Raw genomic sequence first — 25,043 nt, 5'->3', positions numbered from 1 at the left:
TTGTTTGGGGGTGTATTTATCCGCTTATCGTCCAGGAAACATATTGGGCCGTGTGACCGGCCTGCTTCAGACGCCGGCCGTCACCGGATAGCCGGCGCCATCAATGGCCGCCGCCAGCGGGGCCACCTCAAGCGCGCTGTCGATGCGGACCTTGCCGCTGGCCAGATCGATGTTCACCGTGGCGGCCGGGTCGACGGCGTGGACGGCGGCCGTCACGCGGCCGACGCAGTGCTTGCAGGTCATGTCGGCAACAGTCAATTCATACATGGGAAGTTCTCCTTTGGTGGGGGGTGCAGGAATGGGGGCGGACTCGAGTGCAGGCACACCGGTGACAGGGGTGGCAGGGGTGGCATTCGGCGCGGCGCGCCAGCGGCGCAGCAGCAAGGCGTTGGCCACGACGCTGACCGAACTGAGCGCCATCGCGGCGCCGGCCAGCACCGGATTGAGCAGGCCAAAGGCGGCCAGCGGCACGCCGATCAGGTTATACACGAAGGCCCAGCCGAGGTTCTGGCGAATCTTGCGCCAGGTACGCTGCGAGACGTCGAGCGCGTCGGCCACCAGCATCGGATCGCCCCGCATCAGCGTGATGCCGGCGCTGTGCATCGCGACATCGGTCCCGGTCGCCATCGCCATGCCGACATCGGCGGCAGCCAGCGCCGGTGCATCGTTGATGCCGTCGCCGATCATGGCGACCGTGTGGCCAGCCTGGCGCAGCGCCGCGATGACGTCGGCCTTGTCGGCCGGCAGCACCTCGGCATGCACGCGCGTGATGCCGAGCGCGCGCGCCACGCCCTGCGCGGCGCCGGCGCTGTCGCCGGTCAGCAGCACAGGCGTGATGCCGCGCGCGACCAGCCTTGCGACCGCGTCCTGCGCGCCGGGTTTGAGCCGGTCGCCGAACGCGAGCAGGCCAAGCACAGTGACGGTGTCGCCACGCCGCTCGGCCAGCCAGGACACGGTGCGCCCGGCCGCCTCATGCGCCTCTGCCCCGCCCGCCACTACGCCGAGGTCGTTCATCAGGCGCCGGTTGCCAAGCAGGATCGTCGCGCCATCCACGTCGGCTTGCACGCCGCGGCCCGGCAGCGCGCGCCCGTCGGTCGCATCCGGCACGGGCAGCGCGCGCCGCGCCGCTTCGTCCAGCACGGCGCGCGCCAGCGGATGGGCGCTGGTTTGCTGGACTGCGGCGGCCAGCGTGAGCAGGCGCGTCGCGTCTCGCCCTTCCAACGCCAGCAATTGCGGGCGGCCCTCGGTCAGGGTGCCGGTCTTGTCGAACACGACGACATCGACGGCGTGCGCCGTTTCCAGTGCCTCGGCGTCCTTGATCAGGATGCCGTGACGGGCAGCCACGCCGGTACCGACCATGATCGCCGTCGGCGTGGCCAGGCCCAGCGCGCACGGACACGCAATCACCATCACGGCCACCGCGTTGAGCAGCGCGCCCTGCCAGTCCCCCGTGCCGACGCCCCAGGCCAATAGCGTGACGAGCGCAATGGCGAGCACCACCGGCACGAACACGGCGCTGACCCGGTCGACCAGGCGCTGGATCGGCGCCTTGGCCGCCTGCGCGTCTTCGACCATGCGGATGATCTGCGCCAGCGTCGTGGCGCTGCCGACGGCGCTGGCGCGCACCAGCAGCAGGCCCTCCGCGTTCACGGCGCCGCCCACGACCGCGTCAAGCGGTCCCTTGGGCAGTGGCAGGCTCTCGCCGGTCAGCAGCGATTCGTCGACGTGGCTCAGGCCCTCGAGCACGACGCCATCGGCCGGTACCCGCTCGCCAGGCTTGACCACCATGACGTCACCCACGCGCAAGGCCGCCAACGGCACGCGCACATCGGCGCCGTCGCGGCGCACGACGGCGTCGGCGGGCTGCAGGCGTTCCAGCGCGCCCAGTGCCTCGATCGTCTGGCGGCGGGCGCGGCCTTCCAGCCATTTACCCAGCAGCACCAGCGTGATGACGACGGCCGACGATTCGAAATACAGGTGGGATACAGCATGCCCGCTCTGCGTCAGCAGCAGGTACAGCGACAGGCCATAGGCGGCGCTCGTGCCGATCGCAACCAGCAAGTCCATATTGCCGGCGCCGGCGCGCAGCGCGCTCCAGCCGGCCCGGTAGAAGCGCGCGCCGAGCCAGAATTGCACGGGCGTGGCCAGCAGCCACTGCACCCAGCCGGGCAGCATCGCATCGATGCCGAACGGCGCCAGGAACATGGGCAACACCAGCGGGATGGACAAGAGCGCGCCGACAGCGACCGGCCACCAGGTGGCGGCGCCGGTCTTGGCGGGCGCGGCCGGCGCGTCAGCCGTCTCGATGCGGGCCGCGTAGCCGGCCGCTTCAACGGCGGCCAACAGGGCTGCCGGTGGCGCAGCGCCGTCAATCCGGGCCTTTTCGGTGGCCAGGTTGACACTGGCGCCCGTGACGCCAGGGACGTGTGCCAGGGCTTTTTCGACACGCGCCACGCAGGAGGCGCAGGTCATGCCATCGATTACCAGTGTGACCGGCGGCTGTGCGGGAGAGAGTGTATTGGCATCCATCCGACAAGGATAAACCTTCCCACTACGGGAAGGTCAACACCTCGGTGAAGTGTGCCTGACTTTAGCTGCCGAATTTAGCTGCCAAAGTTGAACAGTACGCCCACCGCAAGCTCGACCCACAGTGCAGCAAACACCAGCGCCAGTGCGCCGATGACGGCGACGCGCTGCCACAGGACCAGGCGTGCGACGCGGCGGCCCGTGCGCAGACAGGTCCAGCCAGCACCGGCGAGCAGCACTGCGGCGACCGCGAAATCGAAGCCGGTCCACTGGACGCCATGCGCGAATTGCATCCCCGCCAGCGGCACCAGCAGGATCATCGCCGTTGCCAGCGCGACGCGCACGGCGTCAATGCCCATCGACGCGCGCAGGGCGACATCGTTCGAAGGGACGTTTCCGCCACCTGCCATCGTCATGAAATACTCCGGTGAGTCACCGGCCAAACGTGCCGGAGCCGCCAGTGTAGTCCTATTGTCGGCCCGATAACAACCACACCCGCACCAGGCGTGCAAAAACGGCCTTTTTCTGCAACATTCTGTTACATTCTTGGCATGCCAGACTTTATATACTGACATACAGCTTTAATGGACCAGTCATCATGCGCGCCCTGCCGTCCGCTCTATTCCTGTCATGCCTGCTTGCCTCAGGCGCTGCGACGGCGCACGTGCCGCTGCGGGGTGCCCCGCCCGGCCTCGCCGTCACGACCGCGCAGTCGCCACTGATGGTGGCGCTGCGCGACGCCGAACGGCACCTTGCCGAGGCCGTCGCCACACGCGATGTCGATGCCCTGCGCGACCTGATCGCCACCGACTACTATCACGTCGAAACCAATGGCCGCGTGCGCACCCGCAGTGAATTCATGCAGGTGCTGGCGCGCGACGAATACGAGTTTCGCTCGTACAGCAATGTGAGCATGGAAATCCAGTTGCTCGACAGCGGTCACACCGCCATCGTCCGCGGTCGCATGCAGGCCGATCTGCAGCCAGCCGGCGGGCCGCGCGAGTTTCGCGGGCGCTATGTCCGCGTCTGGCAGCTGCAGACCGACGGCTGGCGCAACACGATGATGCAGAGTACCGAGATCCGGCCGGCACGCTGATCATTGCCTTCGCGCTCACCCTGCGCGGCAGCCAATTGCAGATGCTGGTATTCTGGACAAGTCAGGGCACACGCTGAACAGGTTTCGGCGGGTGCCCCGGGGTGTGCGTTGCCCATCCCACCTTGACCAGCACATGCACGACGCCGGGCCGTGACGAACATGGCCCTGGTGCCTCGCTTCATACCGGAACAGTGTTCCCAACCATCTGAACGGAGAATGATCATGCCATACACATTGCCACCACTGCCTTACGCTTACGATGCCCTCGAGCCGCATTTCGATTCGCGCACGATGGAAATCCACCACACGAAGCACCATCAGGCCTACATCACCAACGTCAACAACGCGCTGGGCGAAGCCGGCGTCGCCGAGGTGCCAGTCGAGCAGCTGATCGCCGACATCGGCAGCCTGCCGCAAGCCGTCCAGGGCGCCGTGCGCAACAATGGCGGCGGTCACGCCAACCACTCGCTGTTCTGGACCGTGCTGACGCCTGAGGGCGGCCAGCCAACGGGCAAGGTCGCACAGGCGATCGAAGACGACCTGGGCGGCTACGAGAAGTTCAAGGATGCCTTCACCAAAGCCGCGCAGACCCGCTTCGGTAGCGGCTGGGCCTGGCTGACCGTCGGCAAGGACGGCAAACTGCTGGTCGAAAGCAGCGCCAATCAGGACAGCCCGCTGATGGGCCAGTTCGCCGGCATGTCGGGCGGCACGCCGATCCTGGGCCTGGACGTGTGGGAACACGCGTACTACCTGCAATACCAGAACAAGCGCCCTGACTACATCGCGGCCTTCTTCAACATCATCAACTGGGCGGAAGTCGAACGCCGTTACGAAGAAGCGCTGGCCAAATAAGCCGGTGCCCGGGCCTGCCTTGCAGGCCTTGCTTCACACGCGAGGCCGGCCATGACGCCGGCCTCGTGTCGTTTACGTTTGCGACGAAGGACACCCCATGAAATTGCTGCTGGTTGGATCGAGCGGACTGGTTGGAAGCCACGTGCTGGAGATGGCGCTGGCCGACCCGAAGGTCACGTCGGTGGTGGCGCCCACGCGGCGAGCGCTGCCGGTGCACCCGAAACTGCAGGCGCCCGTCGTCGACTTCGACGCCTTGCCGCCGGACGCGACCTGGTGGCAGGCCGACGCCGTCATCTGCACGCTGGGCACGACGATGCGCAGCGCCGGTTCGCAAGCTGCTTTCCGGCGCGTGGACCACGATTACCCTCTGGCCGTGGCCGTGCTGGCGCGCCAGCACGGCACGCCGTGCCACGTGCTGAACTCGGCCATCGGCGCCGATCCCGACGCACGTTTTTTCTACAACCGCGTCAAGGGCGAACTCGAACGCGATCTGGCCGGGCTGGGATTCGCATCGCTGACGCATGTGCGACCAGGCCTGATTGGCGGAAAGCGCCAGGAACAACGCCCCGGCGAACGGGTGTCCGGCGTCCTGCTAGGGCTGCTCGGGCCCGTACTACCACGCCGCTGGCGCATCAACCCTGCCCCGCGCATCGCGCACGCCCTGGTCGACGCCGCGCTGCAGGCGCGCCCGGGCGTGCACATCGTCCCCTCCGAGCAGCTGGTCTGAGCGCCCTATAATTTCACGTTCAGTGAAATATACGCAGCGCGGCCATTACCCGATGAGAACATCGGCTGCGCCTGGCTTGCCGGCCAGAAGAAGTTGTCGTACCACGCGTATTCGTACTGACGGTCCGCGATGTTCTTGACCTGGACATCGATGCTGGTGCGCGCCGAGATCGCGTAGCGCACATTGGCATCGAACAGTACGAAGCCACCGAACTTGCCCTGCTCGTTCGGATTATCGATGTAGTAGCTGCCCTGCGAACGGCCCTGCAGGCCGAAGCGCCAGTTGTCCGAATGCTTGTAGTCCAGGCTGACATTGGTGATGTGACGCGGCGTCGAGAATACTTCCTTGCCGGCCAGCGAGACGCCATTCGCGCCCAGCGCACTGATCACTTCCGCTTTCTGCAGCGAGTGCGACAGCGACAGTTCGAGCTTGTCGGTGACCTTGCCCGACAGCTGGAAATCGAGACCTTCGCGGCGCGTCTCGCCCAGCCCGACCGTGGTGCCGGTGGCCGGCATGTTCGCCACTTCGCCGGTCGCATCCTGGCGCCAGATGGCCAGGCGCAGGTCGCTGCGCGTGGTGGGCTTGAGCTTGACGCCAACTTCCTTGCCGGTATTGACCGACGCGTCGAACGGCGCCTGGCCCGGTACCAGGTAGGCAGGGCCCACGGAGCCCGTCAGGATCTGGAACGTGCGGCCCCAGTTGCCATACACGCTGATGTCCGCCGCCGGACTCCAGACCATGCTGAACTTGGGCTGCTTGATCCAGCCGTAATCCTGCAATCCTGCGCTCGTGCCGCCCGCCAGTGGCTGGTTGCCCGTGAAGCGGTCAACCCGGTACCCCGGTACGAGCTGGATGGTATCGGTCGCCTTGATCACCGCCTGCACATAGGCGCCAACATTGTTGAACTTGTAGCGGTCGTCGTTCTGGGTGCGGGCCGGCGTTGTGAAGTCCGTCGGGATTGCGAAGTTGTAGCGCAGGCGGCGGTAGCCATTGTCCTGGCGCTCGGTATTGACGCCGCCATCGACCGTGACGCGCTCGTTCGCGCGCCATGTCAGCGTGCTCATGAAACCAAGCTGTTCTTCGTCCCACAGCCGGCGCTGGCGCGGCGCATTGCCCTCGGGATTGCTGGTGAAGGTGACGCGGCGGTCGTCCTTGTATTCGTTGTAGTACAGCTTGTTGCTGAGGAACGCGTTCGGTGTGATGTGCCAGTCCAGGTGCGCGCTGGCATGGTGCATGTCGCGGTCGGTCTTGTCATTGGCGTTCTTGCGCGGCGACTGGCGGCGGTCGGCAGCCAGCTCGGTCGCAGTCAGAAAGCCCGGCTCGCCCGACGTGTGCTGGTAGGTGCGCACGACCAGGCCAGCCGTGACAGCCTTGTCGTTCGACGTGACGAACCACTTGCCGCCGACCGTGTATTTATTGGAGTCGCCGTTCGCGCGGTAACTGTCAGTCAATTGCCTGGCCACGAAATAGTTTTGCGCAAAACCATCGGCTTCGCGACCATATGCCGCCTGCACTTCGCGCGTGTTGAAGCTGCCGTAGGTGAATCGGCTGTCAAAATAATTGCCGCCCTGGCGCGTGCCGATGTTCAGGTTGCCACCGATATTGTGCAGGCCATAGCGCGGGTCGTTCGTGCCGCGTACCACTTCGATGTAGTCGACTTCGAGCGGGAAGATCATGTCGATGAAGCGCTGGTTGCCGCTGTTGACATTGCTCGGGATGCCGTCGATCAGCACCTTGATGCCATTGATATAGCCTTCACCGTTAAAGGCGCGAAAACTCGCCTTGCCCGATTCGGCGCCCATCCGCGTTTCGGTCAATTGCACACCCGGCAACTGGCCGACGAGCTCCCAGCTGTTGGTCACGTTCTTGTCTTCGATCTTGTCCGCCCCCAGCACGTCGACCGATGTCATGACGCGGCTCGAGCGCAAGGCACCGGCATCGCGCTGGGCGCTGACGCGCACCTCGCCCATGACGATTGCGGGATCGGCAGCATGGGCCAACGTGGAACCGAGGGTTGCCAGAGCAAGTGCATGGGCAACAGGAAGGAGCTTGGATGTCATCAGAAAGACCTTGTCATGGACAGCGCAAGCGGCAATGCTTGCTGAGTCAATAATGATAAACCATTATCAGTAGTGATGGCAATATGCACGGTGGGGCCAAGTCGGACAACACCCGCGGTGCCATTGGGTACGACAAAGCAGAAGGCGAAAAAAAGCCGCAGCGCGAATGACGCCAGGCCTGGCATCATCCGCGCTGCGGCGGTTGCTTCAAATGACGATCAGCGGTTCGGCGCCACGCGCCACACCGTATTGGCCAGGTCATCGGCTATGATCAGCGCCCCGCGCGGATCGACCGTCACACCGACCGGACGACCACGTGTCTTGCCATTGGCATCCCGGAAGCCGGTAGCGAAGTCGATTGCCGCGCCGGCCGGACGACCGTTGGCGAATGGCACGAAGATCACCTTGTAGCCCACCGGATTGTCGCGGTTCCAGCTGCCGTGTTCGCCAACAAACGCGCCATTGGCAAATTTTGCGCCCATCGTCGGCAGCGAGAAGTGCAGACCCAGCGCCGCGACGTGCGAGCCAAGGCCATAGTCCGGCTTGATGGCAGCCGCCACCTTTTTCGGGTTCGGCGGCATCACGCGCGGGTCGACGTTCTGGCCCCAGTAGCTGTACGGCCAGCCATAGAAGCCGCCCTCTTTCACCGACGTCAGGTAATCCGGCACCAGGTCCGGACCCAGCTCGTCGCGCTCGTTTACGACTGACCACAGCTGGCCCGTTTCCGGATTCATCGCCAGCGCCGTCGGGTTACGCAGGCCCGTGGCGTACGGCTTGTGGGCGCCCGTCGTCACGTCGATCTGCCAGACCATTGCGCGGTCGACTTCGGCTTCCATGCCGCGCTCGGTGATGTTGCTGTTGGAACCGATACCGACGTAGACATAGCGGCCATCGGGGCTGACGGTCATCGCTTTCGTCCAGTGGTGGTTGATCTCGGCGGGCAGCTGCGTGAGCGTGACCGGCGCTGCGGCAGCCTTGGTCTGACCCGGCTGGTAATCGAAGGTGACGACCGCATCCTGGTTCGCCACGTACAGCTTGTTATTGGCAAACGCCAGGCCGTACGGCGCATTCAGGTTCTCGGCGAACACGGTCTTGAGCTCGTACTGGCCGTCACCGTCCGCATCGCGCAGCAGCGTCAGGCGATTGCCGCCCTTGACCTTGGTATTGCCCTGCGCCTTGATGTAGCCGGCAATGACGTCTTTCGGTTTGAGCTTGGCCGCGCTGCCGCCACGCCCTTCCGCTACCAGGATATCGCCGTTCGGCAGCACCAGCATCTGGCGCGGGATCTTCAGGTCGGTCGCGATGGCCGTGATGCTATAGCCCTCTGGCACGGTCGGCTTCTGATCGCCCCATGCAGTCGGCTCGGCAATCTTCATGCTCGGAAACAGGCCGCGCTCGGGGGCTGGCAGTTTCGGATCGGGGCCACTGGCCAGGTTGGTATTGGCTTCGTTACTGCAGGCGCTGGCCAGCAGGGTCATGCTGAACAGGGCAAGTGCGCTCGAGCGATTCATTTCAGTCCTCCCGAACGTGGGTTAAGGCCTACGACAGCGGTAATGCAAATCAGGATAAAGACGATGGCCGACAGCACCAGGCCGGTCGGCATGAGCGCCCAGGCATCCTTGGCATGCTGGAAAGCGTTGACCAGGCCGATCACGAAGGTCAGCAGCAGCAGCACGAAGTAGTTCAACGGCTGACCGGCCATTGGCCTGGCGCGCAGCAGATTGACCAGCGCGAACACGAGCGCCAGTCCGGCGAACAGCAAGGCACCGGCGTTCAGCCACGAAGCAAAATTGCTCCACTGGATCTGGTAAGTGTTGTAGTAGGTGTAATCGCTGAGCAATGCGCCGAGGAACAGCGACACGCTGCCGGCAAGCAGGATCGTGTGGAGCACGCCTGGCGCGCGGACATAGCCTGCGCTGGCCGTGGTGACAGTAGACATGGGGTTGACCTTATTGGTAATTTTGATAACGCAGACTATAGCGGCTATGCCAACTGACTGTCGCATCGTTGAGCACGCCGCACATCGCGCGTCGTCGTCGTACCAATCGCCCCGTCCGTACATCGATGGTGAAGACGGTATTCGCCCGTAGCACCGGGCTTCAATAAACCTTCAATGAGGCCGCTTCGCCGCCAGTGCGATCCGGTACAGGACTCGGGCGCCGGCCGGTGGTCGATCTCGACCGTCAGCAAGGGGCGGCGGGAAGCGCCCGAGCCAGCCAGGGTCTCGGGCTGCATCTGCGCCTCCCCGGCAGCGCAGACATAGCGCAGTGGGCGCGCCACCGGCCAGTGGGTGCAGGATTCCAGCCGGGCGTTGCGCGTGAATACCTGGAACACCAGCGGCAGCACGACGACACACTGCGCTGCCGCCGACGCCTGCGCGGCATCGCACCACAGTTCGGCGCCATCGGGCGTATGGCGCAGCAGCAAGCCGTCGCGCAGCATCAGCGCCGTCGTCTCGAGGCTGGGGATGAAGCGCAGGTCGATGGCCCTGCCCACCAGATGCGGGTGGCTGACCACGATGGCCAGTATGGGTCGGTACCTGGCCATCGCCTCAGGGCGTTCGCAGGGAAAGGCAACGGGGCAGGTGTTCCTGCAACGCTGCCATGCAGCGCGCGGCCATCTGCTCCTGGTCGCCGATGGCGTTGTCGCTGTCCAGGTCGCTGTCATGGGCACGATCGAACTGCGCATACCACAGCACTGCCCCGCCTGCCCCCTGCCGCAGGATCAGGGAGACCCGCAGCAGCAAGGCATCCTGGCGCACGGCGCCCTCGAGCAGGTAGAGGGCGCGGGGCCGCTCGGCCGGCGGCGTCGCGCGGTCCGCGCTTGCCAGACTGAGCGAGTGAAGTTCACGGTACAGCCGGAATCCCAGTTCGTCGTTCAGGCCTGCAGTAAAGTGTGCGGCCTGCGCGTCGCCGCACAGGCAGATGAGTGGGCTGAACAGCAACAGCGGCGCGGCGGCGCGGCTTGCGGGGCCAGCCGGCTGGCTGTCGGCGAGTGCGATGCGGGCGTGGTAACGGCCTTGCGGCACCGTGATGCGCAAGGGATCGGCGGCGCCTTCGTCCGCGTAATACGCCGTCAAGCGCAGGCGCAGGCGTCCGGCCTGGACCCGGACGATGGGATCGTCTGCGGGGAGATACGATGCCGGATCGCGGCCGAACACGGCAACGCCGATTTCGTGCTCCGGCGGCGAGGCAGCCGTTTCGTCGCACAGCAGCACGCGCTCGACCAGATACCTGAGCAGCGCGGTGCAGCGGCGTGCCTTGGCAAATCGTTTGCTCGTCACCACACGTTGCAAGGCCTCGCGGACGACGTCATCGGAGCATGGCCGTGGCGCATTGGCGACGGCCGGCGTTCCGGTGATGAGTGACAATGCGGGGGGGTTCATCGTGCTCTCCTCTGGCGCGTGTCGTACGCACTGTGCCGACGCATCCTATGGCAAGCCGGGCGTCGCTGCCTTCCGGTTACCTTCCCGCGCCTGCACATACCGCAAGTACCTGATTCAACTGAGTAAAGTGGCTGCTTTAGCCTGCCCGCTCCCGCGCCTGCGGCCAGCGGCGCGGCGTCCATCCAGATAACCACAGTCAGTGCAACCGAAAGATTGTCAGGTTTACAAAACCATCTTTCACGTGAGATATTTACAGCCTACAAAGTCGGCGGGCCCTGCCCCGCCTGCCCCGGCCGACCGGGATGCGCTTCACCCACCCCCAGGGAGTGATCTTGAACTACGCATCACCACCGGAATTACGTGCGCTGCGCGCGGGCGACCCGCTGATCGACAATGGCCGCTTCCTGCTCGGCGACTGGACGATCGACGTGGCGGCGCACCGGATCGCGCGCGGCGACGACGTGATCGCACTGGAGCCGCGGCCGATGGCCGTGCTGGCCGAGCTGTGCCGCCGGAGCGGCGAGGTCGTGACGGCCGATACCCTGCTCGATGCGTGCTGGCCCGGCCAGGTGCAGGGCGACAACCAGGTGCACAAGGTCATCGCCGGCCTGCGCCGGGCGCTGCAGGACGCGGCCGCCAGCCCCCGCTACATCGAAACGATCCGCAAGCAGGGCTACCGGCTGATCGCCCCGATCCGCGTTTTGTCCGATGGCGGACCGCGCAGCCTGAGCGGCGCCTGGCGCGGCGCGTCGCCGTTTCGGGGACTGGAACCGTTCGGCACGGAGCATGCGGCCGTGTATTTCGGCCGTGATGAGGCCATCAAGCAACTGCATCGGCGTCTTGGTGAGCAGCAGGCGCGGGGCCATGCGCTGGTGGTGCTGCTGGGTCCGAGCGGCTCCGGCAAGACATCGCTGGTGCGGGCCGGCCTCATTCCCGCCATGCTGGCCGCGCCCGCGCCGGGCGATGCGCGCGTGCGGGCCTGCACCGCGACGGTGCTGGATCTGGGCGCGCTCGACGAGACCGGCCCCTGGCAGGCGCTGGCCGGCGCCCTGCTCGATTGGGAGATCGACAATGTCGCGCTGTTGTCGGGCCACAGCATTGCCTCGCTGGCGGCGCTGCTGCGCGCCGAACCGGACGACGTGCTCCGGCTGCTGCGGATCGGTTTGCAGGCGCAGCGCACGGGCAACCAGGGCCTGCCGCTGCTGGTTCTGGACCGCCTGGAAGGCTTGTTCGCCCCAACCATGACCGCGGACCTGCAGGCGTTTCTGGACTGTATTGGGCGGCTGGTACGCAGCAGTCTGGTGCTGGTGCTGGCCGTGTGCCGCAACGATGTCTATCCCAGCCTGTCGTCCCACCGCCTGTTCATGCACGACAAGGAGCACGGCGCGCACATGGACCTGGCCCCACCCGACGCCCAGGCCATCATGCAGATGATCCGCCTGCCCGCGCGCGCGGCCAACCTGGTCTATGGCAGCGATGCGAGCAGCCTGAACCGGCTTGACGACCGCCTGTGCGCCGATGCGATGCAGGCCGGCGACGCCCTGCCGCTGCTGCAATACACGTTGCAGGCCCTGTACCTGGCACGTGCGCCGGGCGACGAGCTGACCTGGGCCGCCTACGATGCATTGGGCGGCCTGGAAGGCGCCATCGGCAGCCGGGCCGAGGCGATCCTGGCGGCCTTGCCGGTCGTACAGCAAGCAGCGCTGACGCGCCTGCTGCCGCGTCTGGTCACCCTGTCGGCCGACGACGCGTCGCCCAGCAGTCGCTCTGTCACCGGCGCCAGCCTGGCTGACGTGCATGAGCGGGCATTGGTCGATGCACTGATCGAGGCGCGCCTGCTGGTGGCCGACCGCCTTGGCGGCGGCGAAATCGGCTTTCGCGTCGCGCACGAAGCGTTGCTGCGCCGCTGGCCACGGGTCACTGCCTGGATTGCGCAGCACCGGGCGACGCTGACCGCCCGCGCCGAGCTGGGACCGTGGGTGCGCCGCTGGCTGGACAGTGGCCGCGCCAGGGCATGCCTGTTGCCGCGGGTGCCGCTGCTGTGGCAATCACGGGATGCGGTGCGCGCCGCGCCGCAACTGTTCGGGCGCGACGAGCATGACTTCGTGACGCGCTCGCAGGCGCGTCTCACGGCGCTGGCCCGCTGGCGCGTGGGCGCGCTGGTCGGCGCACTGGCGCTGGCGTTGACCGCCGGCCTGGCGGCCGTGCACAACGCACAGCTGGCCGACACCGTGACCGCACGCGAGCGCCAGAGCCGGCGCCTGGCTACTTTCATGCTGGGTGAGCTTGCCGACCAGCTGCGGCCGATCGGCAAGCTCGATCTGCTCGGCAGCATCGGTGAACAGGGCTTGCAGGTGCTCAATCCGCAGGATGTCCGGGACGAGCTGCCGGCCGACACCCTGCAGCGCGCCAAGGCGCTCGTCGTGATCGGCGAAGTCAACAGCAGCCGGGGAACGCAGCAGCTCGCGCTGGCCGGCACGGCGCTGGCGCGCGCCTACGCCCTGCTCGCGGCCATGGGACCGGCGCCGGGCCTCGATCCTGGCGAGTACTACAAGACGCTGGGCGCCAGCGCATTCTGGCTGGGCCAGATCGCCTACGACGCCGGGCGCCTGGATGACGCCACGGTGCAGATGAACCGCTATCGGACGGCGAGCCAGGCCTGGCTGACCGCGGCACCGGCGCATCCCCAGGCCAGGGCCGAGCTCGGTTATGCGCTCGGCAGCCTGAGTTCGATTGCGATGCGGCGCGGCCGCTGGGCCGATGCGCAGCGCGGCTTCGAGGCCTCGCTCGCGCTCAAGTTGGCGGTGCTGGCCGACCATCCGGACGATATCGACGCCCAGGATGCGGTCGCCAGCGCGCGCGCCTGGCTGGGCCAGCTCGCGCATCTGAAAGGCGACAGCCGGCGCGCACTGGCGCTGTACGACACCGCGCGCACTGTGCAGCAGCGGCTGCAACAGGCACGCCCGGGCGAAGCGGTGCGGCTGCGCGACCTGGGCGTCATCGAAAGCCGGCGCGCCGAAGCCATGCAGGCGCTGGGCCGGCCCCTTGACGCCATCGCGGCCAGGCAGGCGGCTGGGCGCTGGATGCGCCAGGCGCTGGTCGCTGGCGCCAGCAACGCCTTCTGGCAGGCCGAAAGCCTGCTGGCCGACAGCGCCCTGCTGCTGGCGCAGTCGGATGCCGGCATGCCCATCGCCGCCGAGCTGGCCGCACTGCAGCGCCGCCTGGCGGGTCACGACCAGGCCGGCCAGGCCATGCGCGAGTGGCGCCAGGGCGCGGTGCAGGCGCGGCTCGTGCTCGCCGCGCAAGCGCTGCGGGCACGCGACCCGGCCAAAGGGCGCGCCGAGGCCAGCGCCGCGGCGCAGGATATCCGCGGCCTGATGACGCAGTATCCGTATCTGTGGCAGGGCCGGGAGCTGCAGGCACGGGCCGCCATGCTGCTGTTGCAGGCCGAGGCCGGCGAGGCGACTAGCCCCTATCCGGCCGCGCAGTGTAAGGCGGCGCGCAGCGCCTTGCAGCCGGCCATCGACACGGGCCAGGCGGGCTTCGTGCGCGAAGCCTGGCTGGTGGCACGTGCATGTGCAGGGGAAGGCGCCATCACCGGCGCCGATGTGCAAACGCTGACGCAGGGCGGCTACCGGCCGCAATCGCCAGCATTTCTTAAAGCAGTTTCAACCAGGATCGCACCATGACAACAGCAGCGCCGGTCTCCATTGCCGCATCCGTGCCAGGCAGTGCCCCCATCTTCTTCGTGGTGCCCGTCATTCCCGACGACGGCAGTGTGGAAAACGTGTTCTATTACGCGCAGGCTGGCAGCGACCAATACTGGGAAAAGATCTCGCCCAAGGACCTCGACGCCAGGCGTGACGGTGGCGATGCGAATGGCGTCATGCTGTTTCAGCCTGACATCGAGGCCATTCTGCAGCACACGCACCTGACGGGCGACCGGCTCGACCGCAGTGTCACCCTGTACGCGGGCGTGGCGCGCACCCTGTCGGTGAGCGCCGATCCCCTGCCGAGCGCCTGCCTGTTCGACGCCAACCGGTTCATGGTCATTCCGGTGGTTCCCCACACCACGCGCGGCGTGATCCTCGTGTTCAGCAAGCAGTCGACCGGCAAATCGCCCACGCCCGTGTTCGAGCTGATTGCCACCACCGATCCCGAAATCAAGAACGGCGTGGGCAAATAGAGCGGCAAGCAATTAGCCGGACTCGCCAGGGGCGCGCGCCGCGGCGCCCCGCCAGTAGAATTGCGCGCGGCTGCGCCAGATGATCAGCAGGGTTGCGCACAGCGTTGCCGTGGCAGCCCAGGCAAACGACCCCGCGCCGAAGTGGCCCAGCAACATGCCGCCCACCACGCTGCCGGCGAAGATCGCGAGATTCCAGACCGTCGTCATCATCGACTGCGCCACGTCCTGGCCCGGCCCCGATGCATTCGACAACGACGTCACGAACAAGGTCGCGGCGCCGCCGAATGCCAGTCCCCATACCGCAATCGCCACGTACACCACGGCTTGCACGCCGGGCCACAGCGCCAGCATGACGCAGGCCAGCAAGAACAGACCCGTGCTGGCCATGACTAGCTGGCGCAGCCAGCGGTCGACCAGCGTTCCTACCAGCAGCAGGCTCAGTAACGCGGCGCCGCCGAACAGCGCGAGCAGGAAATCCACGCGCGGCGCCAGCCCGGCCAGCGTCACGAGCGGCGCGATATACGTGTACAACAGGTTGTGCGTGACGACGTACAGCAACAGCACCGTCAGCACGGTGCGCACGCCGGGCAGCGCGAACACCTGCGCCACACTCTGACGTTGTTGGCCGGGAATGGCGCGCAGCGCCGGCAGCCGCAGCACGATCCACAGCATCAGCAGCGCCGCCAGCGCACTGAGCGCGCCGAACGCGATGCGCCAGCCAACCAGGTTGCCGACATAGGTGCCGAGCGGGATGCCGACCGTCAGCGCCAGCGGCGTGCCCGCCATCGCAATGGCGATCGCCCTGCCCTTGTGCTGCGGCGCGACCATGCGCGCCGCGTAGCCGACCAGCATGGCCCAGGCCAGGCCGGCCGCCACACCGCCCAGGAACCGGGCGACAAAGATCAGCGCCAGGCTGGTGGACAGCGCGGTGATCGTGTTGGCAATCACGAAGCCGGCCAGCGACGTGAGCAGCAAGGTGCGGCGGCCCACCCCTTGCGTGGCGGCCGCCAGCGGGATCGCGGCCAATACTGAACCCAGCGCGTAGATGCTGATCAGCTGGCCCATCACGGACTGCGAACTGTCCAGGCTGGCAGCAAGCTGCGGCAGCAGCCCGGCGGGCAGGACTTCGGTAAGGATGACGACAAAGCTGACCATCGTCAGCGCCAGCAATGAGGTCAGTGGCAGCTTCGGGACGGCGGGTTGATCGCGGAGTTTGTCGGGGTGCGTCAAGGTATCTGGTGTCATGGGTAATGCAATGGCGAACGCCGCAGCGGCGACGCATGGTTGACCCATGCAACGCTGCTGCGAACGCTGAAATCAGTGAAAAGGTGCAGGCTGGCGGATCAGACGTTCAGATCGACCCGGCTGCCGCTGCGGTCGGACGCGATGATCGCGTCGATCACCACATGCATCTTGACGGCATCAAGGAAGGTCGGCGCCAGCTGCGTGCCGTCCCGCACGTCACGCGCATAGGCCGCATACAGATGGGCGAGCTCGGCCACGCTGCCGCCGAGGGCATGCGCCGGCAGCCAGTCGTACTGCGCCGGCACGGGCAGCGCCTGCAACGGCTGGGCATCGCCGCGCGCGCCTTCGATCAGATTGACCGATGGGCCGAAGCTGGTCGCATTGGTGATGCGCAAATCGCCTTCGGTCCCCGTCAGGTCGATCTGCACGCCGGCATTGTTGCGCTTGCCCGCTTCGAGCTGCACGGTCAGCACGGCGCCGTTGGCGAAGGTGCCGGTCACGAGCACCTGGTCGGGATTGGTGCGCGGCAGCGTTTCGCCCGTGTCGACGATGGTCACTTGCTGGATCTGGTTGGCCGTCAACGCGCTCAACGTGCGCGGGAAGCCGAAATGCCTGAACAGGATGTCGAGGAAGTGGCCGCCGAAGATCGGCAGCAGATCCGAGAAATTCTCGGTCGGCACCGTATAGGCCAGATACCCCATGCGGCGCGCGCCGAACGCGTCGACGCTGACGTGCATCCGCACCGAACGCAGTTCACCGATATAGCCTTCGGCCAGCAGATCGCTCATGTAGCGATAGCTCGGCGACAGGCGGCGCTGCAGGCCCACGATGTGGCGCACACCGGCTTGCTCGGCCAGCGCTGCCAGTTCGGCCGATACGGCGGTGCTGGTGGTCAGCGGCCATTCCGAATACACGTCCTTGCCGGCCGCGATGGCGGCGCGGATGGCGGCCTCGTGCTGCGGCGCCTGGTTCAGCACGAGCACCAGATCCACCTCGGGATGCTCGACGAGCGCCTGCAGCGAGGTGACGGGATAGGCAATGCCATGGCGCGCGGCCAGTGCCTGGGCCTTGTCGGCACTGCGGCTGTAGACGGCAGTCAGGTCGAACTCGGGCAGCAGGGCTAGCGACGGAATGTGGCCATATTCGGCCCAGGTACCGGCGCCGACGATGCCGACGCGGATTTTATTGACGGACACTGCGGGAGTGGCTGAAACGGTCATGCGAGGACTCCCTAAAACTGTTGAACCAGCAATTGCTGCATCCGACATTTTAACGGCGTCGCGCCGATCCTGCTGCGCACTGCCCTGCAATCCTGGGACGCGCGATGCCCGGAAACGCCGTGCCACTGGCAGATCCGATTGCCGACAGTACATGTCAATAACAAATTACCGAGCACTTTGATATCAATCAATGTCAGTACTTTAAATAGCGAACATTCAACGGAAGTATTATTTGGACATACCATCAATTAAAAAATTCCGGCTTGCAGAATATTAACAAAGTACTGTTCAAAGATAATTTGGCGCAGACGCAACAATTAAAATTCAACGCGCAATATGCGCTGACCTTCCTGTAGAATTTTCCAAAAATAAAGCCGGAACCGCCGCACCACAGGCTGCGTCAAATCATTCTTGTATTGCGACTTCATTTCCACACAAGGAGACAGGATGTCCGATCAATATATGGGCGAGATCCGGATGTTTGCCGGCGGCTATGCGCCCCAGGGTTGGGCGTTGTGTAATGGCCAGCTGTTGCCGATCACGGACAACGAAGTGCTGTTCACCTTGATCGGCACGACCTATGGCGGCGACGGCGTGACCACGTTCGGGGTACCCGATATGCGCGGCCGGGTGCCAATCAGCGTGGGAAATGGTGGTGGAAGCAATTATATGCTGGGCCAGAAAAGCGGCGCTGAAAACGTGACCTTGCTGACGTCGCAGATGCCGGCCCATGGCCATCTTCCCGCCGCCCAGTCGGCATCAGGAGATCAGCCGCTTCCCACCAATAATGTATGGGCCGCAAAGCAGGTATTCGAAAAACCGGCCGCCGACACCCCTCTCGTTGCAATGTCCGCCGCCGCCGTTCTATCCGCGGGCGGTAACCAGTCCCACGATAACCTCATGCCGTTCATGGCGCTGACATTCATCATTGCGACCCAGGGAATTTTTCCGTCCCAGGCCTGATCGTCACAGCACACAACAGGAGAATCCTTCATGGCTGACCCCTTCCTGGGCGAAATCAGGTCATTTTCATTCGGCCTGATTCCCCGTGGCTGGCTTGCCTGTCAGGGCCAGATGTTGCCGGTCCAACAGAATCAAGCACTTTATTCGCTGCTCGGCATCGCCTACGGCGGCAATGGTGTCACCACATTCGGCTTGCCCGATTTGCGCGGCCGGGTCCCATTGCACCTGTCGCCGACGTATCCACTGGGCGCGGCGGGCGGCGAGGCCAACCATACCCTCACCGTCAACGAGCTGCCCACGCATACCCACGCGGTACAGGCATCCGGGGAGACAGCGACGCTGATCCCGCCGCAAGGCAATGTCTGGCCTCAAAGCGTCGATACCTATGCGGCGAGCGCCACCGACGTTCCGATGGGCGCGCGTGCCGTGAGCACGGCAGGCGGGTCACAAGCACACGACAATATGCAGCCCTACCTGACGATCAGTTTCTGCATCGCGATCCAGGGTATCTACCCACCGCGTTCATAAGGAGACATCCATGGATCCCTACATCGGAGAAGTACGCCTGTTCAGCGGCACGTATGTCCCTGAAGGTTGGGCCGACTGCAACGGCCAGCTCATGCCCATCCAGCAGAACACCGTGCTGTACAGCGTGATCGGGGCGGCCTATGGCGGCGATGGCAGCACGACATTCGCGCTGCCCGACCTGAGCGGGCGCGTGCCGATGCACCAGGGCGACGGGCCCGGCCTGACGTCAAGGCCGTTGGGCGCACAAGGGGGCGAGGCGGCCGTGACGCTGCTCGCGTCACAGATGCCAGCCCATACGCACGTTCCACAGGCGCTGGACAATCAGGGAACGCTGAGCGATCCGACCGGCGCCGTCTGGACCAAAACGCCGAAAGCAGGCCGCAACCCGATGGACACCAGGGGGTTTGCGCCCAAGCCCGACGTCACCATGCACCCAATGGCGCTGTCGGCTGCCGGCGGCGGCCAGGCACACAACAATATGCAGCCGTATCTGCCCGTGCGATGCATCATCGCCCTGGTGGGCGTGTATCCCCCGCGAACGTAGCCCCGGCACTGGCCAGCGGCGTCAGGGCCGCGGCTCCTTCTTTCGATGTTTCTCATGTCCACGCCATGAACCATCCAGACGCTTTCTCACCATCCCCGCCCGACGCCGCGTCGCCGCTGGCGCCCACGGTCATCGTCTTCGTCGAGGCCGACGTCGCCGACTATCAGTTGCTGCTGGCCGATCTGGCGCCCGGTGCCGAGGTGCATGTGCTCGATCCCGGGCTGGATGGCCTGGCCGGCATCGCGGCCGTGCTGAAGGGCCGCAGCGGGATCGACGCGCTCCATATCGTGTCGCACGGCAGCGAAGGCGCTGTATCGCTCGGTGCGCTGCAACTGCGCCGAGACAACCTGTCCGGTCACGTCGATGACCTGGCGACGATCCGCCAGGCCCTGCATGCCGACGCCGACATCCTGCTGTATGGCTGCTCGGTCGGCGCGGGCACGGCCGGCGCTGCATTCGTCGATGCAATGGCAGGCGCCACGGGCGCCGACGTTGCCGCATCCACCGATCTGACCGGTGCCACCGCGCTGGGCGGCAACTGGACCCTCGAGCGCTCGAGCGGTGCAATCGCTGCCGGCAATCCGCTGTCGACGCTATCGCTGGCCAGCTATTCCGGCATCCTGGCCGTCAATGGCCTGGCCGACGGCACCTACGATTTTGGCGGCGCCGACAGCCCGCCCAATTCGGGCGGCGCCGGTTTCGTCAGATTCTCTGACAAATTTGATATCAGCAACGGCATTGGCGTCGACGGCACCGTCATGTACACCGCCGACCAGTTTACGCCCGATACCAGCGGCAGCATCACGATCAAGGTCGGCGGCAGCGCAGGCGTCAGCACATTGACCTTCAAGGACCTGGCGTTCTCGTTCTTTGAAAATTTCCAGGGCTTCAGTGCGTTGTCGATCATCACCAAGGATCTCGCCAGCCAGACCATCGGCAGCCATGTCCTGAGTGGATCGTACATTCCCAACAGTACCAATGTATTTTCGGCGAGCTCCATCCTGAACGGCGGGGCCTCGTTTGCCGACAACGCGGTCGCATCGATCACCATCACCTGGAAAATCGTTGCCACCGGGCCCGATACGCAAATCAATGGGCCGGATAACCTCAACTTCCACAGCATCACCGTGGCCAATGTCAGCACCGCGCCGCCCCCGAATACCGCGCCGTCCTTCGTGGGCGCGAATACCCCGCTTGCGCTGACAACGAACGCGGCCGCCACCGATTTCTCCAGCCTGGTGCGCGTGAACGATACCGACAGCGCCCAGACGCTGACCTGGACCCAGACCAGCGGCCCCGCGAACGGGACGCTGGTCTTTACACCAAGCACACAAGCGAGCGGCGGCGCCAGCATCACGCCGGGCGGCACCCTGACCTATCAGCCGAATGCCGGCTTTGCCGGCAACGACACCTTCACCATCCAGGTCAGCGATGGCGCCGCCACGGCCAACCGCACCATCACCGTCAATGTCACGCCCTCCACGCCGGGCGCACCCGACCTCTCGGGCAGCGCCGCCGTCGACACCGGCGTCTCCCAGAACGACAACATCACCAACGCCGGCACGCTGAGCTTCAGCGGCACCAGCGCCGCCGGCGACAGCAGCAGCACGGTGCGGGTGTTCGTCGACAGCAACAGCAACGCAAGCTACGACGCCGGCACCGACGCCACGGGGACGGCAACGGTCAGCAATGGCGTCTGGACGGTCAACGGCATCAATGTCGCCAGCCTGGCCGACGGCAACTACAATGTGTATTCCACGGTCACGTCGGCCAGCGGTGGGCTGGTCAGCGCGCCCAGCACCGGCCTCGGCATCACGCTGGACCGTACCGCGCCCACGCTGGCGATCACCAGCAACAGCGCGGCGCTCAAGGCCGGTGAAACAGCCACCATCACGTTCACCTTCAGCGAAGACCCCGGCGCGACCTTCACCTGGGATGGCAGCGTTGGCGACGTGCAGGTCAGCGGCGGCACCCTGAGCGCCATCTCGGGCAGCGGCGCGATCCGCACTGCCACCTTCACGCCGACCGCCAGTACGAACAGCGGCGCGGCGGGCATCAGCGTCGCCGGCGCGGCCTGGACCGACACCGCCGGCAACAGCGGCGGCGCCGGCGCCACGCCTGCGCTGAGCTACGACACCCTGGCGCCCGCTGTGACCTCGATCAACCGCGTCGCCACTGCGGTCAGCAATGCCACCAGTGTCCAGTACGCGGTCACCTTCGACAGCAGCGTCACCGGCGTCAGTGTTGGCGACTTCCAGCTGACCGGCACGGGCGCCGCGGCCGGCACCATCACCAGCGTCGCCGGCAGCGGCACGACCTATACCGTCACCGTCAACAGCATCAGCGGCGACGGCACGCTGCGCCTGGATCTGAAGAACGCGGGCACCGGCATTGCCGACAGCGCCGGCAATGCCGCACCCGGCTATACGAGTGGCCAGAGCTATACCTTCGACTACACGTCCCCTTCCGTCACGTCGGTGTCGGTGCCGGCGTTGGCCACCTATGGCGCCGGCGATCCGCTGGAGTTCACCGTCAACTTCAATGAGGCGGTGACGGTCGACACCACCAACGGCACACCCTCGCTTCCGCTTACCCTCGACAATGGCGGCACGGTGCAGGCCGCTTACGTGAGCGGTTCGGGCGGCACTGCCCTCATCTTCCGCTACACGGTCGTTGCGGGTAATGCCGACGCCGACGGTATCGCCATGAATGGGCCGCTGTCGTTCAATGGTGGCACGATCCGTGACACGGCTGGCAATGCGGCGGCCACCACGCTCAACGCCGTCGGGGCAACCGCCGGCATCCTGGTCGACGCCCTTGCACCTGCCGTCACCGGCATCGTGCGCGTGGGCAGCGAACTGACCAATGCCACCAGCGTCGTGTATGCGGTCACGTTCTCGGACAGCGTCACCGGCGTTGACGCAAGCGACTTCACGCTTGTGGCAAGCGGTGGCGTCACCGCCAGCATCGGTGCAGTCTCCGGCAGCGGCGCGAACTGGAGCATCACCGTCAACAACATCGCCGGCGACGGCGTGCTGCGCCTGGACCTCAATGCCAGCGGCACCGGCATCCAGGGCGGCAGTGGCCAGCCCATCGCGGGCGGCTACAGCGCCGGGCAGAACTACACCGTCGACCAGACGGCGCCAACGCTGTCGGGAGCCATCGAGCTGACCGACACCGCGCTTGCGGCCGGCGACACGGCGACCGTCACGTTCCGTTTCAGCGAGGCCGTGCAGGACTTCACCGTAGCCGATGTGACGGTTGCCAACGGCGCCTTGTCAAACCTGATGTCGGCCGACGGCGGCCATATCTGGACCGCCGTTCTGACCCCGCTCGACAACGTCACCGATCCCACCAACACGCTGACGCTGAACTATGCCGGCGTGAGCGACCTGGCCGGCAATGCCGGCACCGGCAGCACGACCAGCGGCAACTACGGGGTCGACACGCTGGCGCCAACGGCGACTGTCACGCTCTCGGACGTCGACCTGCGCGCCGGCGAGACGGCGCAACTGACGATTGCCTTCAACGAGATCGTCAGCGGCTTCGACGCGTCAGCAGTCACGGCCCCCAACGGCGCCCTGGGCACGTTCACCACGCTCGATGCTGGCATGACCTGGCGCGCAACCTTCACGCCGGATGCCAACATCTTCGCGGCATCCAACGTCGTTGCGGTCAGTCTGGCCAACGTGGCCGATCTGGCTGGCAATCCTGGCGCTGGCAATGCCTCCTCGCCAAACTACACGGTACAAACCACGCCACCAGTCATTCCGCCGGCCGACCCGCCCGCATCGGACACGATCGACGGCGTCGCGGTGCAGACGGAAATCCTGCCGGTCGATCCAGTCACCGGGCTTGCCGGCCAGGCGCTGACAGTGCCCATCATTACCGGCACACGCAGCGACGATCCGGCCACCCCGAACGGCAACCTGGCCGATATCCCGCTGGGCCTGGGCACCGGCGCCGGTCCACGTACCGAACTGATGGTCAGCCTGCCAGTGGGCACCGGCATGCGGGCCGAAGGGCCGTCGAGTCTGCTCACCAGCCAGCAAGCCCTGCTCGACCTGATCCTTCGCATCGGGAACCAGACCGAAGACGGTTCCAGCGCCCAGTCGGGCATGACCGGCAACGGCGCCGGCTTCCTCGACAGCCTGGCGCCGGGCACGCTGCTGCAGAGCCAGACCATCGTGTTGTCCGCAGCACCCGACCTGGCGCCGCCGACCATCCTGATCAACGGAAATTCAATCACGCCGGTGGGCGGCGGCCAGAACGCCACCGCGATCGGCCTGGTCATTGACGCCACCGGCCTGCCTGCAGGCAGCACGCTGCAGCTGAACAACGTCGACTTCGCCGCCATCGTCGGCGAAGTCACCGTGCGCGGCGGTGCCGGGCGCAACTTTGTGACGGGCGACGATGCCATCCAAAACATCTTGCTGGGCGCCGACGACGACGTGCTCCTGGGCGGCGGTGGCAACGACATCGTCGGCAGCGCAGGCGGCGACGACCTGCTCGATGGCAGCTCCGGCAACGACATCCTGGTCGGCGGCATCGGCAACGACCGCCTCGCCGGCGGCGCCGGCAACAACGTGCTCCAGGGCGGGCGCAGTACGCAAGGCGGGTGGGAGTTCTACCTCAAAGCCGACGAGGCCCTGACAGCGCGCCATGAGACGGCGCTGTTCGCACCGGGCCAGACAGAACGGCTGACGTTGGCCGAACTGAACGCCTCGGCCACGGAACTGGCTTTTCTTGGCGCCGACAAGCCGATGCTGTCGTCCATCTCGCTGCTGTACCACGCCGCCCTGGGTCGCGCCCCCGACCTGGGCGGCCTGACCTTCTGGGCGCAGGACGGCGTCACGCCCGGTACCGTGGCCGCGGGCATCCTCGCATCGCCCGAATGGCTGGCCGCCAGCGGCAGCGCCTCCTCCGACGCCGGCTTCATCGAAGCGGTGTATGACAACGCCTTTGGCCGCACGCCCGATGGCGGGGGCCTCACCTACTGGCTCGGCCAGCTGACCGGCAGCGCTACTACCCCGGCCATCAGCCGCGCCGACGTGCTGGTGGCGATTGCGCAAAGCGCCGAGCACGAGCGTGCCTGGAACACGGCGGACGGCTACCTGATCGGCGCAGGCACGGTTGTGCGCGAGACGGACTGGATTGCCGACGACGGCGCCGATATCGGGGTCTATGCCGGCAAGACTGCTGACTACAAGTTCATCATCGATGAGGATGGCCGGTTGAATGTGGAGGACAAGGCCAGCGGCAATCTCGACCAACTCGCCGGCATCGATATCGGCGACTTCAGCGACGGCATGCTGGACCTCGGCTTCCTGCAAGACGGGCCGGCGAAGGTAAAGCAACTCGGCCTGTTGTACCAGACGGTGCTGGACCGCGCCGGCGACCTGGGCGGCTTCCAGTGGTGGCTCGCGCGTGACGTCGACGGGGCGCAGCTGGTACAGGACTTCATCGCCACCGCCGAATTCAAATTGCGTTACGACAGCATCAACGATGCTGCCTTTGTCCAGGCGCTGTACGACAACTCGGGCCTGAACGCGGGTGCGGCTGGCGGCCAGGCCAGCTGGGAGAACTACCTGACGAACCACACGCGGGCCGAGCTGATCGCCACCTGGCTGAACCAGGACGGCGTGGTCGGCGCCCAGTTTGCAGGTGCTGGCTTGTGGGTGGTGTGAGCGCAGGCGCGCACTGAGCACACC

The 25,043-nt window shown here is 66.1% G+C and carries 18 protein-coding genes; 9 read left to right on the top strand and 9 right to left on the bottom strand.

All coding sequences use genetic code 11. The features are described 5' to 3' along the window. Positions 1-66: 66 nt before the first annotated feature. A complete protein-coding gene (locus ACZ0AJ_RS06405) occupies positions 67-2,529 on the bottom strand; it encodes a heavy metal translocating P-type ATPase (protein ID WP_499453242.1) in 2,463 nt (820 codons plus the stop codon). 74 nt (positions 2,530-2,603) lie between these two features. Further along, a complete protein-coding gene (locus ACZ0AJ_RS06400) occupies positions 2,604-2,942 on the bottom strand; it encodes a hypothetical protein (RefSeq protein WP_499453240.1) in 339 nt (112 codons plus the stop codon). Between the two features lie 182 nt (positions 2,943-3,124). On the opposite strand from ACZ0AJ_RS06400, the gene ACZ0AJ_RS06395 reads away from it, so the two are divergent. From ACZ0AJ_RS06395 to ACZ0AJ_RS06385, 3 genes are all read left to right on the top strand, one after another. Then, positions 3,125-3,622: a nuclear transport factor 2 family protein gene (locus tag ACZ0AJ_RS06395; RefSeq protein WP_499453238.1), complete on the top strand. Its 498-nt coding sequence runs from the start codon at positions 3,125-3,127 to the stop codon at positions 3,620-3,622. A gap of 222 nt (positions 3,623-3,844) precedes the next feature. Then, entirely contained in the window at positions 3,845-4,474 is a 630-nt protein-coding gene (locus ACZ0AJ_RS06390; protein WP_499453236.1) for a superoxide dismutase, read from the top strand. A gap of 97 nt (positions 4,475-4,571) precedes the next feature. Then, entirely contained in the window at positions 4,572-5,201 is a 630-nt protein-coding gene (locus ACZ0AJ_RS06385) for a Rossmann-fold NAD(P)-binding domain-containing protein (RefSeq protein WP_499453232.1), read from the top strand. 5 nt (positions 5,202-5,206) lie between these two features. On the opposite strand, the gene ACZ0AJ_RS06380 is transcribed toward ACZ0AJ_RS06385, so the two are convergent. From ACZ0AJ_RS06380 to ACZ0AJ_RS06360, 5 genes are all read right to left on the bottom strand, one after another. Beyond that, on the bottom strand, positions 5,207-7,261 hold the full coding sequence (locus tag ACZ0AJ_RS06380) for a TonB-dependent receptor (protein WP_499454252.1): 2,055 nt from the start codon (positions 7,259-7,261) through the stop codon (positions 5,207-5,209). A gap of 218 nt (positions 7,262-7,479) precedes the next feature. Next, positions 7,480-8,739 (bottom strand): PQQ-dependent sugar dehydrogenase, encoded by a 1,260-nt coding sequence (locus ACZ0AJ_RS06375; protein ID WP_499456740.1) that lies wholly within the window; start codon positions 8,737-8,739, stop codon positions 7,480-7,482. A gap of 29 nt (positions 8,740-8,768) precedes the next feature. Next, positions 8,769-9,200: a DUF2231 domain-containing protein gene (locus ACZ0AJ_RS06370; protein WP_499453230.1), complete on the bottom strand. Its 432-nt coding sequence runs from the start codon at positions 9,198-9,200 to the stop codon at positions 8,769-8,771. Positions 9,201-9,244: 44 nt separating this feature from the next. Continuing rightward, positions 9,245-9,808: a hypothetical protein gene (locus ACZ0AJ_RS06365; RefSeq protein ID WP_499453229.1), complete on the bottom strand. Its 564-nt coding sequence runs from the start codon at positions 9,806-9,808 to the stop codon at positions 9,245-9,247. Positions 9,809-9,812: 4 nt separating this feature from the next. Further along, on the bottom strand, positions 9,813-10,646 hold the full coding sequence (locus tag ACZ0AJ_RS06360; protein ID WP_499454249.1) for a hypothetical protein: 834 nt from the start codon (positions 10,644-10,646) through the stop codon (positions 9,813-9,815). Positions 10,647-10,978: 332 nt separating this feature from the next. Between ACZ0AJ_RS06360 and ACZ0AJ_RS06355 the strand changes: the two genes are divergently transcribed. Both ACZ0AJ_RS06355 and ACZ0AJ_RS06350 read left to right on the top strand, forming a co-directional pair. Next, entirely contained in the window at positions 10,979-14,335 is a 3,357-nt protein-coding gene (locus tag ACZ0AJ_RS06355; protein ID WP_499454247.1) for an nSTAND1 domain-containing NTPase, read from the top strand. Then, the gene (locus ACZ0AJ_RS06350; protein WP_183551392.1) at positions 14,332-14,832 is read left to right on the top strand and encodes a hypothetical protein; all 501 of its coding nucleotides are present in this window, start codon (positions 14,332-14,334) and stop codon (positions 14,830-14,832) included. The genes ACZ0AJ_RS06355 and ACZ0AJ_RS06350 overlap by 4 nt, the downstream gene beginning before the upstream one ends. Positions 14,833-14,844: 12 nt before the next feature. Here ACZ0AJ_RS06350 and ACZ0AJ_RS06345 read toward each other — a convergent pair whose 3' ends face one another. Together ACZ0AJ_RS06345 and ACZ0AJ_RS06340 are read right to left on the bottom strand one after the other, a co-directional pair. Next, the gene (locus ACZ0AJ_RS06345; RefSeq protein ID WP_499453223.1) at positions 14,845-16,077 is read right to left on the bottom strand and encodes an MFS transporter; all 1,233 of its coding nucleotides are present in this window, start codon (positions 16,075-16,077) and stop codon (positions 14,845-14,847) included. A 98-nt stretch (positions 16,078-16,175) separates the two neighbouring features. After that, positions 16,176-17,297, bottom strand: a complete 1,122-nt coding sequence (locus ACZ0AJ_RS06340; protein WP_499454245.1) for a Gfo/Idh/MocA family protein — start codon at positions 17,295-17,297, stop codon at positions 16,176-16,178. 447 nt (positions 17,298-17,744) lie between these two features. On the opposite strand from ACZ0AJ_RS06340, the gene ACZ0AJ_RS06335 reads away from it, so the two are divergent. The 4 genes from ACZ0AJ_RS06335 to ACZ0AJ_RS06320 all read left to right on the top strand — a co-directional run bounded on the left by ACZ0AJ_RS06335 (position 17,745) and on the right by ACZ0AJ_RS06320 (position 25,019). Then, the gene (locus tag ACZ0AJ_RS06335; protein WP_499453219.1) at positions 17,745-18,260 is read left to right on the top strand and encodes a phage tail protein; all 516 of its coding nucleotides are present in this window, start codon (positions 17,745-17,747) and stop codon (positions 18,258-18,260) included. 30 nt (positions 18,261-18,290) lie between these two features. Further along, positions 18,291-18,788 carry a phage tail protein gene (locus tag ACZ0AJ_RS06330; protein WP_499453217.1) on the top strand — a complete coding sequence of 166 codons (498 nt, stop codon included), beginning with the start codon at positions 18,291-18,293 and terminating at the stop codon, positions 18,786-18,788. 10 nt (positions 18,789-18,798) lie between these two features. Continuing rightward, positions 18,799-19,332: a phage tail protein gene (locus ACZ0AJ_RS06325; protein ID WP_499454243.1), complete on the top strand. Its 534-nt coding sequence runs from the start codon at positions 18,799-18,801 to the stop codon at positions 19,330-19,332. A 65-nt stretch (positions 19,333-19,397) separates the two neighbouring features. Next, on the top strand, positions 19,398-25,019 hold the full coding sequence (locus ACZ0AJ_RS06320) for an Ig-like domain-containing protein (RefSeq protein ID WP_499454242.1): 5,622 nt from the start codon (positions 19,398-19,400) through the stop codon (positions 25,017-25,019). Positions 25,020-25,043: the final 24 nt, after the last annotated feature.

The sequence above is a fragment of the Telluria sp. AC161 genome, from assembly GCF_979258535.1.
This window is presented reverse-complemented; position numbering and strand designations above follow the sequence as displayed.